At 76.9% G+C, this 14,959-nt stretch carries 7 protein-coding genes; all 7 read left to right on the forward strand.

From position 1 onward, the window contains the following. Nucleotides 1-94: 94 nt before the first annotated feature. The 7 genes from ACFVUY_RS04690 (at nt 95) to ACFVUY_RS04720 (ending at nt 14,917) form a co-directional block, all read left to right on the forward strand. Complete coding sequence (locus tag ACFVUY_RS04690) at nt 95-1,126, forward strand: ABC transporter substrate-binding protein (protein WP_387727332.1); 1,032 nt, start codon at nt 95-97, stop codon at nt 1,124-1,126. Between the two features lie 27 nt (nt 1,127-1,153). Then, complete coding sequence (locus ACFVUY_RS04695) at nt 1,154-1,936, forward strand: ABC transporter ATP-binding protein (protein WP_387727334.1); 783 nt, start codon at nt 1,154-1,156, stop codon at nt 1,934-1,936. 224 nt (nt 1,937-2,160) lie between these two features. Continuing rightward, nucleotides 2,161-3,018 (forward strand): DUF4132 domain-containing protein, encoded by an 858-nt coding sequence (locus ACFVUY_RS04700; RefSeq protein WP_387727336.1) that lies wholly within the window; start codon nt 2,161-2,163, stop codon nt 3,016-3,018. After that, nucleotides 3,015-8,138: a hypothetical protein gene (locus ACFVUY_RS04705; protein WP_387727338.1), complete on the forward strand. Its 5,124-nt coding sequence runs from the start codon at nt 3,015-3,017 to the stop codon at nt 8,136-8,138. Before ACFVUY_RS04700 ends, ACFVUY_RS04705 begins: the two co-directional genes overlap by 4 nt. Continuing rightward, nucleotides 8,135-9,301 (forward strand): AAA family ATPase, encoded by a 1,167-nt coding sequence (locus tag ACFVUY_RS04710; protein WP_387727340.1) that lies wholly within the window; start codon nt 8,135-8,137, stop codon nt 9,299-9,301. The genes ACFVUY_RS04705 and ACFVUY_RS04710 overlap by 4 nt, the downstream gene beginning before the upstream one ends. Before the next feature lie 4 nt (nt 9,302-9,305). Next, nucleotides 9,306-12,938: a DUF5682 family protein gene (locus ACFVUY_RS04715; RefSeq protein ID WP_387727342.1), complete on the forward strand. Its 3,633-nt coding sequence runs from the start codon at nt 9,306-9,308 to the stop codon at nt 12,936-12,938. Nucleotides 12,939-12,940: 2 nt separating this feature from the next. Then, a complete protein-coding gene (locus tag ACFVUY_RS04720; RefSeq protein ID WP_387727344.1) occupies nt 12,941-14,917 on the forward strand; it encodes a hypothetical protein in 1,977 nt (658 codons plus the stop codon). Nucleotides 14,918-14,959 lie beyond the last annotated feature (42 nt).

Consider the following 14,959-nt stretch of genomic DNA (forward strand, 5'->3'; position numbering starts at 1 on the left):
CCTAATGGCCGAGCTCGTCCCGTGGGGCACCCCCGTCCCGTCGAACTTCTCGGACGCCGCTCAACTTCCGTACCACCGTTGCCCGGAGGCACCCATGCCGTTCGCCCGTCGCCCGCTCAGCCCCGTCCGCCGCCGTGCGGCCCAGGCGCTGGCCGTCTCCGGGGCGGCCGCGCTCCTGCTCACCGGCTGCGGCTCCTCCGGTTCCTCGTCCTCCTCGGGTGCCTCGGGCTCCTCCGCGGCCGCGTCCCCGGCGGCGGACGCGGCGGGCGGCGGGAGCGGCGGCAAGCGGACCGTCAAGGACGCCACCGGCAAGGCCGTCGAGGTCCCCGCCGAGCCCAAGCGGATCGTCACCCTCACCCAGGAGGACCTGGACGCGGTGCTCGCCCTGGGCGTCAAGCCGGTCGGCATCACCAATGGCCAGGGGCTGGCCGAGCCGCCCGCGTACCTCAAGGACAAGGTGCAAGGGATCCCGGTGGTCGGGAACCTGCTCCAGCCCGTGATGGACAAGGTGATCGCCGCCAAGCCCGACCTGATCCTGGCCGGCGACATGCAGGACGAGCAGGTGCTCAAGCAGCTGCGCGAGATCACCCCCGCCACGCTGGTCACCATGGCGCCCACCGACGACTGGAAGCTCGCCTTCCGCGGCATCGGCAACGCCGTCAACAAGCTCGACCAGGCCAACAAGGTGATCGGCGACTACGACGCCAAGGCCGCCAAGGCGGGCGCCGAGCTCACCAAGAACAAGGGCGCCGCCGTCTCCATCGTGCGCTGGAACCCCACCGGCCCGAGCTGGATGGAGAAGAAGCAGTTCGCCAGTGGCGTCGCCCTGGACATGGGCCTGACCCGCCCGGCCGCGCAGGACAAGGACGGCAACGCGCACAGCCCGGCGCTCAGCCTGGAGAAGCTCAACGAGATCGACGGCGACTGGCTTTTCCTGTCCACCCTGACCGACGACGGCAAGGCCGCGCTCAAGGACGTCCAGTCCAAGCCCGCCTACCAGGAGCTGGGCGCGGTGAAGAACAACCACGCCGTCACCGTGGACGGCTCGGTCTGGTCCACCCGGGGCGGCCCGCTCGCCGCCGACGTCGTCATCGGCGACTTCGCCAAGGCGCTCGGCGGCAACTGAGCGCACGTCGAACCAGGGGGAGCTGCCATGGAGTTGACCATCCAAGGGCTCAGTGCCGGCTACGGGCCGGGGCGCCCGGTGCTCGGCGGCGTCGACCTCACCGTCCCGGCCGGACAGGTGGTGGCGGTGGTCGGCCCGAACGGCTGCGGGAAGTCCACCCTGCTGCGGTCCGTCGCGCGGCTGCACCGCCCGGACGGCGGGCGGGTCCTGGTCGGCGGCGAGGACGTGTGGCGGCTGCGCCCGCGCCAGGCCGCCCACCGGGTCGCGCTGCTGCCGCAGAGCCCGCAGGCCCCGGAGGCGGTCACCGTCGCCGGGCTGGTCCGCTACGGCCGCCATCCGCACCAGGGGCTGTTCCGCCAGTGGTCGGCGGAGGACGAGCGGCTGACCGCCGAGGCCCTGCGCGCCACCGGTGTGGAGGACCTCGCCGACCGTCGCCTCGACCGGCTCTCCGGCGGCCAGCGCCAGCGCTGCTGGCTCGCCATGGTGCTCGCCCAGGACACCCCGGTGGTCCTGCTCGACGAGCCGACCAGCGCGCTCGACCTCGGGCACGCGGTGGAGGTGCTGGAGCTGGTCCGCCGGGTCGCGGCGGGCGGGCGGACGGTGGTGATGGTGCTGCACGACCTCGCGGCGGCCGCCCGCTACGCGGACCTGCTGGTCGCGCTGCGGGACGGCGCGGTGCTGGCCTGCGGGCCGCCGCGCGAGGTGGTGGACGCGCCGCTGGTGCGGGCGCTGTACGACATCGACAGCCATGTGCTCGCGGCGCCGGGCGACGGTGCGCCGGTGATCGTGCCCCGGGCGCCGTCGGTCTGACGGGACAGAGGGGCGGGCGGGGCGGAGGGACGGGCGGGGCGGCTGCTTTCGAGCAGCTGCCCCGTTTTTTCGTCTCCTCGATCACTCGTTCGAGTGGTTTGAACTTTGCATGTCACGGCCCGAGTTCACCCCGCCCGTCGCGTTGTCAGTGGGCCTCGCTACGTTCCTCGCATCGCTGGTCAGCAGGCGATCGACAAGTGTTTCCCGGTGGGAGGAGTACGGCCGTGGCATGGGTGGAGACGGACGCGGGAGGGTACCGCGTCGCGCTCGACGGGGAGGGCAGGGTGGCGTGCCGCAACGCGGCGGGGCGCGACCTCAAGTCCCTGCCGTCGAAGCTCGGTGACGACCGCGTGGTCATCCAGCTCAAGCAGCTCGCCGAGTGGCTGGCCGCGCACGAGCGCGGCTGCCTGGACGACGTCGAGCGCTGGATGGTCCGCTCGCTGCCGGTGCCCGCCGCCGTGCTCACCGCCGTGTGGCCGGACGAGGCCTGGCAGGGCGTCCTGAAGGACCTCGTGGTCACCACCACGGACGGCTCCGTGGCCGGCTTCCTGCGCGGCGTCGACGCCGAGCGCGGCCTCGGCCTGGTCGACCTGGACGGCGACACCGTGCGCCTCACCGACGGCGAGGTGCTGATACCGCACCCCGTCCTGCTCCAGGACCTCGACGAGCTGCGCGAGTTCGCCGTCGAACTCGGCGTCTCCCAGCGTGTCCAGCAGCTCTACCGCGAGGTCTGGCACCGGCCCGCGGAATCGCCGGCGGACACCGAGGTCACCACCTACGCCGGCGGTCGCTACCGCGAGCTGCGCGAGCTGGTCGGGCGCTGCACCCGGCTCGGCTGCCGGGTCCGCGGCGGCTCCGCCGTCCAGCCGGTCACCGAGGGCGGGCGCACCGTCGAGGCCCGGGTCTGGGTCGGCGACTACTACGAGTACGACGCGTGCGAGACCGGCGCGCTCAGCTGGGCCGGCCCCGACGGCCGCGCCCTGCCGCTCACCGAGGTCGGACCGGTCGCCTGGTCCGAGGGCATGCGGATGGCCGCCGCCCTGTACGCCGGCCGCACGATCCAGGGGGAGGAAGCCGCATGACCGCCACCGCGCACCCGACCACCGCGCACCCGACCACCGCGACGCCCGAGGAACTGCTCGACGCCGGTGCCGTGCTGCCGCCCGGCACCCTGCCCGGGGCCGGCCGCCCCGACAGCGCCGCCGACGTCCTCACCGCCCGCGGCTACACCCACCCCGCGCTCGACGGGCGCCGGATCGTCCGGCTCGTCCCCGGGGCGCTCGGCCCGGCCGAGGACCTCGCCCTCGACTTCCTCGGCCTGGTGCCGGAGGCCGCGCCCGCCGAGGTCGGCCAGGTCCGCCAGGAGGCGCTCGGCTTCCCCGCCTGGGCCCTGGTCCACGACCCGGCCAACGGCCACCACGCGCTCGCCCTGGTCAAGGAGCTGGAGCGGCTCGCCCGCCAGGCCGCCTCCAAGCCCGGCGCCGCCAAGGACGGCTTCGACGAGCTGTCCGTCCGCCTCGGCCGGGCCGTCCCGCACTTCCTGCCCACCTTCTGCGAGGAGGTCGGCCGGATCTTCCTGCGCCACGAGAACCGGACCTACGCCGCCGCCTGGTTCGGCAAGGCCCGCGAGGCCGAGCGCACCCACGGCCTGGCGGTGGACGAGGAGCGGCTGCGCGCCGTCTTCCTGGAGTTCGCCCTGGCCGGCGCGCTCACCGTCAAGTCCCTGCGCCAGTACGTCAAGGAGCTCGCCCAGCGGCTCGACCCGCTGACCGCCTGGCAGCGCTTCCGCCAGCTGTGCACCGAGCGCTCCGCGGCGGGCATGGCCCCGTACGCCGGGGTCGCCGAGGACGCCCGCGCGCTGATCAAGGCCGCCGGGCTGGACCGCGCCGAGCACGAACGGGCGCTGCTCGCCGAGCTGCTGGACTCCCCGGCGGTCACTCGGGCGCCCGCCGCGTTCTGGAAGTCCTGGCACGGCGCGCTGGTCGAGCTCGGCCGCGGCGACGCGGCGGTCCGCACCCGCCTGCTGGAACTGCTGCCCGACCCGTCCTCCTCCGAACCGGCCGGGCACGACACCGCCTGGCTGGCGCTGCTCGCCGAGACCGGCGCCGAGGACCTGCTCACCGGCCCCCGCCCCGAGGGCGCCGAACCGGCCGCCGCCTGGCTGCAGCGCTGGTGCAACCACCACGGCCGCGGCTGGCGCAGCCGGCCCAGCTGCCCGGACACCCTCGCGCTGGCCGGCCGGATGGTCGAGCGGCTCAGGGCCGACGCCGTCCCGGTGGACCTCCACACCGGCATCCGCGCCAGCCGGACCAGGATCGACCTGCTGGACCTGCTGCTCACCGCGGGCGTGCCGGTGGCCGGTCCGCCGGACGGCCTCGGCATCGAGCTGCACGACTGGGTCTCGGAGTGCGGCCCCGACAGTCCCACCCTCGCCGCCGTCGGTGCCGACGAGCGCTACCGGCCGCTGCTGCGCCGAGCCGCCCCGGCCGCCTGGAAGACGGCCGCCGAGCGCGAGGTGCCCGCCCTGCCGCTGCTGAACGAGCTGTTCGCCGAGTGGGCCGAGGAGCGCTCCGAGGAGCTGTTCGCCGCCCGCGGCCTGGCCGCCGCCGCCGACCTGGTCCGCGCGTTCGGCCAGCACCGCACCGCCGTCCGGACGGTCGCACCGGCCGTCGCCGACCGGGTCGCCGCCCTCGACGTCGCCGCGCTGCTCACCGACGCCCTCCGGGCCGGCATCCTGGACGAACTCGGCTGGCCCGCCCTGGAGGAGGCACTCGGCAAGATCGCCGACCCGCCCGCCGACGACGCCCCGCGGCACCCCGTCCCCAGCCTGGGCGGCGCGGGCCTGAGCGGCCTGGTCGTCGAGGACGCCTGGCCGCACCTGATCCTCGCCCGCCTCGACCGGGCCGTCGTGGTCGGCCCGGAGGGCATCGTGCTGGAGCACACCCTCCGGCTGCCCGAGGAACTGCACCAGCGCAACCGGATCCGGCTGCGCCTGGTCGACGGCGAACTGCTGGTCGTCTGGTCCCACGAGGGCAAGCAGCTCGCCTACTGGTCGAGCCGCCCGGACGAGCGGTTCGAGCTGGAGGGCGAGACCATCGCCGGCTACTACTACGGCGACCGCGAACCCGAGCATCCCTCGCTCCAGCTGCCCGGCGGCGGCCGCACCAGCGGCGAGCGCCCGCTGCACGCCGGCGACACCCGGATGCCCGACGAGCACCCCGTTCTCGGCGACGGCACCGGCTACTGGACGGTGCGCCACGCCTCCGACGGCGAGGCCGTCCTGCGCGAACTCGACCCGGCCACCGGCGCCCTGGGCCGCGCCGCCGAACCGCCGGTGATCGCTGCCACCGCCCAGGCCGGCCGGCTCGTCCGGAAGAGCACCTGGCTGCTGCCGCTGCAGCCCGGCCTGGAGCGGACCCCGCTCGGCACCGACGGCACCGTGCTCGGCAGCTGGGTCAGGGTCGAGCCCCACAAGGCCGTCACCACCTTCACGGCCGACGGGCAGCGCATCGTGCTGCCGCTGACCGGATACCGCTCGGACACCGTCCCGGTCGGCCGGCTCGGCCTGCCCGGCGCGGCCGCCCCGGTGGTCAGCCACACCTCCGGCGACCACTTCTCGCTCAACCTGCCCGACCTCACCGGCAGCGCCGACCGCACCGTCGACCTGCACCCCTGCCACCCCGGTGAGCTCTCCGCCGCCGGCACCCCGCTCGTTCCGCCGTTCCCGCACTGGCACGCCCTGCGCCCGCGTGACGAGGCCGGCTCCACGGTGCTGCGCGGCGTCACCTCCGAGCAGGCCGCCCGGCTGATCGACGCCGCCTGGCCGACCGACACCGAGCCGGTCCCCGAGGACGAGCAGTGCTGGCTCACCGTCCAGGGCGTGCGCCGTCCGCTCGCCCGGCGCACCCCGCGCACCCTGCCCGTCCCGGAGGTCGGCGCGATCCTGCCCGGCATCGCGGACCAGCGGCTGCTGGCCGGCGTCGCCGGCCTCTCCCGCCTCGCCGCCGACCTGCTGGACCGGATCGCCCGGTTCGCCCCGCAGCCGGAGGCCGAGCGCCCGAGCACGAAGCAGAACACCGAGTGGCAGCCCGAGCACGGGCGCGACCACGAACTGCGCGACGCCGTGCGCGCCGTGCTGCCCGAGATCGGTGGCTTCGGCAACAACTGGGGCTCCGCCGCGCACTGGTGGGTGCTCAACAACCTGCGTGCCGTCACCGGGGTGCTGGCCGCCCCGCCCGCCGCCGACGGCGAGGGCTGGAGCACCCCCGTCACCGTCACCCTGCGCAACGGCAGTGTCAGCTACGGCTGGCTTCAACTGCTCGGCCGGGTCCACGCGCTGGCCCACGCGGTGGCCTCGCCGTTCACCGACCCGGCCCACCGCTCCTCGCTGGTCCTGCTGCTCGGCGAGCTGACCAGGGGCCCGCTGGCCGACCGCGGCGCCACCCTGCGCGAGATCGTCCTCGCCGAGCAGGTGCCGGCGGCGCCGAACGCCACCGGCACCCGGCCGGTCACGCCCCGCGAGGGCGAGGTGCTGCGGCACGGTGGCCGCACCGTCGTCATCATCGGCCACCAGCGGCAGTCCGCCGACGGCTGGGTGCACTGGCTCGCCGTCGACCACGACCCGAGCGGGGAGTTCGGCCCCGTCGCGCACTTCACCACGCTGGAGGAGCGCGGCACCGAGGAACTGGTCGACGCCGCCTGGGTCGCCAAGTTCTGGCGGGTCGCCGCCCTGCGCGGCGCCGTCCCGTACGACCAGGCCGGGGCCGAGGCCTTCAGCGCACTCACCGGCATCGGCACCGCCCGCTCCGCGCTGCTGCTCAGCCCGCCGTCCGGCCTGCTGTACTGGAACGACATCCCCGTGCCCGCCGAACTCGGCCTCAAGGCCGCCGACTTCAAGGCCGCCCGGACGTGGCTGCGCGGACACGACGAGACGGGCCTCGCCGCCGTCTGGGGCGCCCTGCTGCCCGCGGACCCGAAGACCCTGTGGACCGACGGCCCCGACCTCGCCGCCGGGGCCGAGGAGTGGATCCGGCGCTTCGGACGCCTCGTCACCCTCCCCGAGGAGGCGCTGGCCACCGTCCAGGGCGTGTCCATCGACACCGTCGAGGCCGTGCTCAACCTCACCGGCACCCCGTGGCTGACCAGCCGCACCCCCTTCCGGGTCATTCGCCAGGACGGCTCCGGTCCCCGGCTGGTCCCCGAGGACGGCTCCGCCGTGCCGGACCCCGGCGCGATCTCCTCCACCGTCGCCGCACTGCGCTGGCTCGCCTACCACCTGCCCGCCGACAGCCCGCTGCGCCCACTGCTGCCCGCCGCCGCCACCGCGCTGCGCGAGCGCCTGGCCGACCCGGAGCTGCTGCTCGACCTCCACGTGACCAGCACCGTCAAGGGCAAGCCGCTGGCCGCCGTCCTGCGCACCCACTTCGGCCTGCCCGCCGAGGGCGGCGCCGAACCGGACGGCCTGGTCCGCTGCGGTCCGGCACTCGTCCTGATGCCCCACCACGAGCAGTACGAGCGGATCTGGCTGCGCCCGGCCGCCCTCAGCGGCCCCGACGACCCGCTGCTCGAACTGATCGGCGGACTCGCCGAGAGCCACTGGTACCGCATCGAGCGGCCGGCCCTCGAAGCCGTGCTGCGCGGCGAGCCGGAGCGGCTGGTCGCCACCGCCGCCACCGCCACCACTGCCGCCACCGCCACCACTGCGGCCGCCACCGCCGCCGTGGCGCCGGCCCCCGGCGAGGGCCCCGCCTGGCTGCAGAACCCGCAGCTGTCCGTCCCCGCACTGGTCGCCGAGGTGTCCCGCACCCACGACCTGGGCGAGGACGCCGCCACGCTCTACCTCCAACTGCTCGCCCTGCCCGACCCGACCGACCGCAACACCGCCCGCTGGACGGGCTGGAAGCCCGCCCGGCTGAAGAAGGCCCGCGCCGAACTCGCCGCCACCGGCCTGGTGCTGGAGGCCAAGCGGGCCCGGGCCGGCCGCAGCCTCTTCCTGCCCGGCGGCTGGCAGGAGGCCAAGGCGCCGGCGCTGCCGGCCGAGACCTGGAAGGCCGCCCTGTACGAACTGCACACCCACCGGCCCGCGCTGGTCCCCCTGCCCGTCCCCGAGCTGTTCGCCCGGGCCTGGCAGCGGACCGTCGACGGCGACGCCCCCGGTTACGAAGAGCTCCAGACCAGCAAGCGCAGGAAGGCCCGCCGATGACCGCCACCGAGACCACCCCCGGCGCGACCGCCACCGTCGCCGCCGCGGACCGGCAGACCGTCCCGCCCGAGGAGAAGTACGCCGCCGAACTGGAGTTCCTGGCCGCCCACGACAGCGGCCCGCGCCCGCCCGGCTGGCGGCTGACCCCGCGCGCCGTGGTCACCTTCGTGATGGGCAGCGGCGGCGAGAAGCTCAAGGCCGGGCGCAAGGGCCTGGTCATCGAGCCGAAGTTCGTCGGCGAGCGCGCCCTGGTCGAGCGCTGCGTCGTCACCCTCGCCGGGGAGCGCGGCCTGCTGCTTGTCGGCGAGCCCGGCACCGCCAAGTCCATGCTCTCCGAGCTGCTCGCCGCCGCCGTCTGCGGCACCAGCGCGCTCACCGTCCAGGGCACCGCCGGCACCACCGAGGACCAGCTCAAGTACGGCTGGAACTACGCCCTGCTGCTCGCCAAGGGGCCCAGCCGCGAGGCCCTCGTCCCCTCGCCGGTGCTCACCGCGATGACCGCCGGCGCGGTCGCCCGGGTCGAGGAGGTCACCCGCTGCCTGCCCGAGGTGCAGGACGCCCTGGTCTCGCTGCTCTCGGAACGGCGCATCGCCGTCCCCGAACTGGCGGGCACCCCGGACGGGCAGCTGCACGCCGCGGCCGGCTTCACCCTGATCGCCACCGCCAACCTGCGGGACAAGGGCGTCAGCGAGATGTCCGCGGCGCTCAAGCGGCGCTTCAACTTCGAGACGGTCGGCCCGATCGGCAGCCTCGCCGCCGAGGTCGACCTGGTCCGCCGCCAGTCCACCGCCGCGGTCGCCCGGGCCGGCGCCGCCTACGCCGTGGACGACGCCGTCCTGGAGGCCCTGGTCACCGCGTTCCGCGACCTGCGCACCGGCCGCTCCACCGAGGGCTGGGACGTCGAACGCCCGTCCACCGTGATGAGCACCGCCGAGGCGGTCTCCGTCGCCACCTCGCTCGGCGTCAGCGCCGCCTACCTGCCCGACGGCGGGGACCTGCTCGGCCGGCTGCCCGGCCAGCTCCTCGGCGTGGTCCGCAAGGACGAGCCGGCCGACGCGGCCCGGCTGCTCGGCTACTGGGACGGCCCGGTCCGCCGCCGCGCCGAACAGGGCGCCGCCACCTGGCGCACCCTGTGGGACCTCCGCTCGGCACTGGAGGCCTGATCCGATGAGCAGCGCGGAGATTCCCCGCCCGGACGACGCGGACCGGACGGTCCGGGCCGAGGCCGACCGACTGGCCGCCTCCGGCACCGGCCGCCCCGGGCCCCACCTGATCGGTGTGCGCCACCACGCGCCGTCCCTCAGCGCGGTCGTCCCCGCGCTGCTCGACGCCGCCCGGCCGGACGCCGTCCTGGTCGAGCTGCCCGCCGAGTTCCAGCCCTGGCTCGGCCGGCTCGCCGACGAGGCCACCCTGGCCCCGGTCGCCCTCGCGGCGGCCCCGACCGGGCCCGAGGAGGCGGCCGGGCCCGCCTTCTACCCGTTCGCCGACTTCTCCCCGGAACTCGCCGCCCTGCGCTGGGCCCGGCACAACGGCGTGGAGGCCATCGCCTGCGACCTCCCGCTCGCCCACCGCGCCGCCGCGCGGGCCGGCGAGCGGGCCGGGGAGTCGAGGCGCACCGACGGGGGCCCGGAAGCGCCCGGCGTCGCCGACGCGCTGCGCCACCGCCTCACCGGCCGGGACGCCGACGACGACCTGTGGGACCGTCTGGTCGAGACGGCCGCCCCCGGCTCCTCCCCGGAGGCCGTCCGGCGCGCCGCCCTGCTGGTCGGCTGGGCGCTGCGCCGGGACGCCGAGAGCGGCCCCGGCGTCGACCCGTACGACCTGCGCCGCGAGGCCTGGATGCGGGCCCGCATCCAGGACGCCGCGGCCGGCGGGCGCCGGGTCGCCGCCGTGATCGGCGCCTTCCACGCCCCCGCCCTGCTGGACGGCCCCCTCGCCGCCGAGGAGCCGCCGCACCCGGACGACCCCGGGCACGTCCTGTCCCTGATCCCGTACACCTACCCGCTGCTCGACGCCCGCTCCGGCTACCCGGCGGGCATCCGCGACCCTGAGTGGCAGCACACCGTCCTGGACGCCGGCGGCGACCCGGAACGCCTCGCCGAGGCGCTCACCACCACCGCCGTCCGGATCTGCGCCGCCCTGCGCAGCCAGGACCACCCCAGCGGCCCGGCTGACGCCCGCGAGATCGTCCGCCTGGCCGGCGACCTCGCCCGGCTGCGCGGCCACGCCGCCCCCGGCCGCGGCGAACTCGTCGAAGCGGTGCAGACCGTGCTCGCCCAGGGCGAACCCCTGGGCCGCGGCCGGGCCGTCGCCCGCGCCCTCGAACAGGTGCTGGTCGGCACCCGCACCGGCCGTCCCACCCCCGCCGCCCCCCGCAGCGGACTCGCCCCCGCCGTCGAGACGCTCCTCGCCGGCCTCGGCCTGCCCGGCCCCGCCGACCCCGGCCCGCGGGACCTGCGCCTCGACCCGCTGCGCAGTGACCTCGACCGCCGCCGCGAGATCCTCCTGCACCGGCTCACCGCCTGCGAGGTCCCCTACGCCGAGTCCGTCGCCACCACCGGCGCCGGCGGCACCGAAACCCTCGGCACCCGCTGGCGCCTGCACTGGACGCCCGCCAGCGCCGCCATGCTCACCGTCGCCGGCACCCGCGGCGTCACCCCCGCGCAGGCCGCCGAGGGCGCCCTGCGCGCCGGCCTCACCGATCAGCCGACCCCGCGCGAGATCATCGACGGCCTCACCGCCGCCGCCTCCTGCGCCCTCCCCGCCCTCGCCGAGACCCGACTCGCCCAACTCACCACCGTCCTCCCCGCCTCCGCCACGCTGCCCGACCTCCTCGACGCCCTGGCGCTCGTCGACCGGCTGACCGCGGGCCACTTCCCCGGCTACGCCCCGGTCGGAGGGGAGACGTCCGCCCCCGCGTCCGCCGTTCCGGCGGGTCGGCCCGTGCTCGCCGCGGCCGGGGAGGTGCTCACCACTGCCGCCGTGCGGCAGCTGGAGGGCGTGGGCGGGTCGGACGATCCGCAGGACGCGCGGGCGCTGGTGGAGCTGGTGCGGCGGGCGGACCGGCTCGGCGGAGTGCGGCTGGCGTACACGCTGGCCGAACTCGCCGAGCGGGGGAGCCCGTTGGTACGGGGCGCGGCCGGTGCGGTCCGGGTGCTGCTCGGGCAGGAGCCGGCCGAGGTGCTGGGCGGCCGGGCCGCCTCCTGGGTGGACGGTGCGACCGGTCCGAAGACGCGACAGGCGCTCGGGCGGGCGCTGGTCGGCCTGCTGACGGCGGCGGAGGGGCTGTTCGACTCCGCGCCGCAGGCACTGGAGCCGGTGCTGGAGCGGGTCACCTCGCTGCCCGACGACGCCTTCCTGGACCGGCTGCCCGCCCTGCGCGGCGGGTTCGACACGCTCAGTCCGGCCGCCCGCGACCGGCTGCTGGCCCTGGTCGAGGAGAGCCTGGGCGCCCGGCTCGCCGCGCTGCCCGAGGAGGCCGGCCCGGCCGTGCTCGCCGACTGGGTGCGGGCGGACCTCGCGGCACGGGCGGCCCTCTCCCGCCGCGGCCTCCTGCCCCCGGCGGCGGCCGACACCCCGGCGGTCGCGCCGCCGGCCACGGCCGCGGAGCGGCCTCCCACCAGGCTCCCCGCCATGGCCGCCACGACCACCACGACTTCCGCCACGACCACCACGACCACCGGGCCCCGCGCCCTCGCCCCCGCCGAGCGCTGGCGGCTGCTCCTCGGCCGCCCCGGCGACGGCGGCCTGACCGGTCGCGGTGCCCGACTCGCCGCGGCCCTGGACGAGTTGTACGGCACCGGCCACGGCGAGGGCTCCGGCCCGGGCCTGGACAGCCGGGGCGGCAGGGGAGGCCGCGAGGCCCCGTACCCCGGCGTGCGGGAGTGGGCCGAGGAGCTGGAGTCGCTGTTCGGCCCCGGCGTGCGCGAGGAGGTGCTGGCCGCCGCTGTCGCCCAGGGACGTACCGACGTCCTGGAGACGATCGACCCCGCCGCCGTCCGCCCGTCCGTCGAGCTGCTGCGCACCGTGCTGGACCACGCGGGCGGTCTGCCCGAGGCCCGGGTGGCCCGGCTGCGCCCGCTGGTGCGGCGGCTGGTGGACGAGCTGAACCGGGAGCTGGCCACCAGGCTGCGCCCGGCGCTGACCGGGATCGCCGTGCCGCGCCCGTCCCGCCGCCCGGGCGGCGGGCTGGACCTGGACCGGACCATCCGGGCCAACCTCGCGACCGCCCGGCCCGGGCCGGACGGCGGCACCCTGATCGTGCCCGAGCGCCCGGTCTTCCGGACCAGGGCGCGGCAGGCCAACGACTGGCGGCTGATCCTGGTCGTGGACGTCTCCGGGTCGATGGAGGCCTCCACGGTGTGGGCCGCACTGACGGCCTCGATCCTGGCCGGGGTGCCCTCGCTGAGCACCCACTTCGTGGCCTTCTCCACCGAGGTCCTGGACCTCACGGCACGGGTGGACGACCCGCTGAGCCTGCTGCTGGAGGTGAGGGTCGGCGGCGGCACCAGCATCGCGAGCGGGCTGCGCTACGCGCGGGAGCTGGTGACGGTGCCGTCCCGCACGCTGATCGCGGTGATCAGCGACTTCGAGGAGGGCGGGCCGATCGGCGGGCTGCTGGCCCAGACCCGGGCGCTGGTGGACTCCGGCGTGCACCTGCTCGGCTGTGCGGCGCTGGACGACACCGGGACGGCCCGCTACTCGAAGGCGGTCGCGGGCCAACTGGTCGCGGCCGGAATGCCCGTGGCGGCGTTGAGCCCGCTGGAACTGGCCCGCTGGGTGGGGGAGAAGGTGCGATGAGCGTGACGGCGCGGACGAGCGACTGGCCGGGTGTGCGGCCCGAGGTGGTCGCCGAGGTGGTGGCCGGGCTGAGCGCCCGGCTGCAGAAGCGGCTGGACGGTGCGGCGGCGAAGCTGGCGGAGCGGCCGGTGGCCCGGGAGGGCGACGAGTGGCGGGTGGAGGTGGACGAGGAGACGCTGCTGGTGCTGCACGCTCCGGGTGGGGTGGTCGCGGTGGAGGCCGACGTCCGCTGCGGCTGCCTGCTGGCCCCGGCCTGCGTGCACCGGGCCGCCGCCGTCACCCTCTGCCCGCTCGCCGAGGCCGAGCCCGAGCCCCAGGTCGAGCCCGAGCCCGAGCCCGAGGTCGAGGCCGGGCCCGCGCCCGAGGGCGGCACCGGGTCGGTGGCCGCGGAAGGCCGAGAAGGAGCCCCGGAGACCCCCGGGGCGCCGACCGGTCAACCGGCCCCCGCCCCGCTCACCACCGCCGAACTCGCTGCCGTCCGCCACCTCCACGCGGCCGCGGCCGCCGTCCTGGCCGCCGGGGTGAGCGGGGCGGGCGCCGTCTCCCAGGCCGAGCTGCTGCGCGCCGCCCACCGGGCACGCCTCGCGGGCCTGCACCGCCCGGCCTCGGCGGCGGTCACCGTCGCGACGAGGGTCCGGGCGGCGCGTTCCGGCGCGCCGGACCACCGCCTGGTGGATCTGGTGGCGGGCCTGCGCGAACTGCTCGGCCTCACCACCGCCCTGGCCGCCGGCGTCGCCCCGATTGCCGAGTTGCGCGGCACCGCGCGCCAGGCCTACCGGGAAGCGGGGGGTCTGCGGCTCTACGGCCTGTTCGCCGAGCCGGTGCTGACGGCGACGCACGCGGGCGCGGTCAGCTGGGCGGTGGATGCCAACGGGCGCCTGAGCACGATCGCCGAGGTGATGCCGCACGACGACATGTCGGCCGCCGCCCCGCAGGCGGTCGGGGCGGGCAACCGGACGGTCCGCCTGGGTGATGCCGCGCTCAGCCACCGCGAGTTGAGCCGGGCCGGGCTGGCCGTCCAGGGCGCGACCAGGTCCACCGGCGGCCGACTGGGCGCCGGTGCCTCGGTACGGGCGGTGCGTGCGGCGGGCGCGGCGTGGACGGCGGAGCCGGCCGCCCGGCTCTGGTCCGAACCGGCTCCCGCACAGGTGGCCCGGGCGCTCGCGGCGCAGGAACGGCCGTACGAGAGCCGCCCGGCCGGGAGCGACCTGCTGTTCCTGGACGTCACCCTGCTGGGCACCGCCCCCACCGGCCCGGGCGGGACGCCCCAGTTGCTGGCGCGCTGCACGGCGGGCGGTCCGGCCGAGGGGGCCGCGGGCAGCCCGGCAGAGGACAGCCCGGCGGACGGCGGTCCGGGAGGCTCGAGCGGTCCGGTGATCGTCCTGCGCCCGGCGCACGAACACCCGGACCTGCCGTTCCGGGCGAACCTCGCGCTGCTCGCCACCGCGCCCGGCCTGCGGCTGCGGGTGATCGGCCGATTGGAGCGCGCGGACCGTCCGGAGCTGCGCCTGCTCGCGATCGGCACGCCCCCGGGCACGCCGGACCGACTCGCCCTGCCCGCGGCCCGGGCGGGCCGGGTCAACCTCGGCCTCGAACGCGTCCAGACCGCCGACCTCGCGGGGCCCGGCCCGGTCGGTGGGCCGGCGGACGGGCCGACGGCCCCGGCGCCGTCCGGCCCGCCCGTCCACGTGCTCGGGCGCCGGGTCGAGCAGACGGTCACCACCGGCCGGCACGCCCTCGCCCCGAGCGAGGCCTCGGCGGCGGCCGACCGCGCGCTGCTGCGCGCCGCCGGGCTGGCCACGGCCGCCGAGCTCCTCGATGCTCTGCGGGCCACCGCTGCCAACCGGCAGCGCGACGTCTTCGGCCGGATCGTCACGGACGACCACGAGGCCTTCGCCGCCGCCTGGCTGGCGGCGGCCTCCTACACCGAGGAGCTGGCCACGGCGCTGTGCGCGGCGGCCTGGTCCGGGGAGGGGTGAGGGGACTTCCACGGCAGGCGGGCAGGGGAGGGGCGGCCGGGC

It is taken from the genome of Kitasatospora sp. NPDC058063, from assembly GCF_042885395.1.
In the GTDB taxonomy this organism is placed as follows: domain Bacteria; phylum Actinomycetota; class Actinomycetes; order Streptomycetales; family Streptomycetaceae; genus Kitasatospora; species Kitasatospora lactacystinica.

Coding starts and splice junctions, on each gene's coding strand:
- ACFVUY_RS04710 (WP_387727340.1), top strand. CDS start 8,135: ATGACCGCCACCGAGACCACCCCCGGCGCGACCGCCACCGTCGCCGCC.
- ACFVUY_RS04705 (WP_387727338.1), top strand. CDS start 3,015: ATGACCGCCACCGCGCACCCGACCACCGCGCACCCGACCACCGCGACG.
- ACFVUY_RS04715 (WP_387727342.1), top strand. CDS start 9,306: ATGAGCAGCGCGGAGATTCCCCGCCCGGACGACGCGGACCGGACGGTC.
- ACFVUY_RS04695 (WP_387727334.1), top strand. CDS start 1,154: ATGGAGTTGACCATCCAAGGGCTCAGTGCCGGCTACGGGCCGGGGCGC.
- ACFVUY_RS04690 (WP_387727332.1), top strand. CDS start 95: ATGCCGTTCGCCCGTCGCCCGCTCAGCCCCGTCCGCCGCCGTGCGGCC.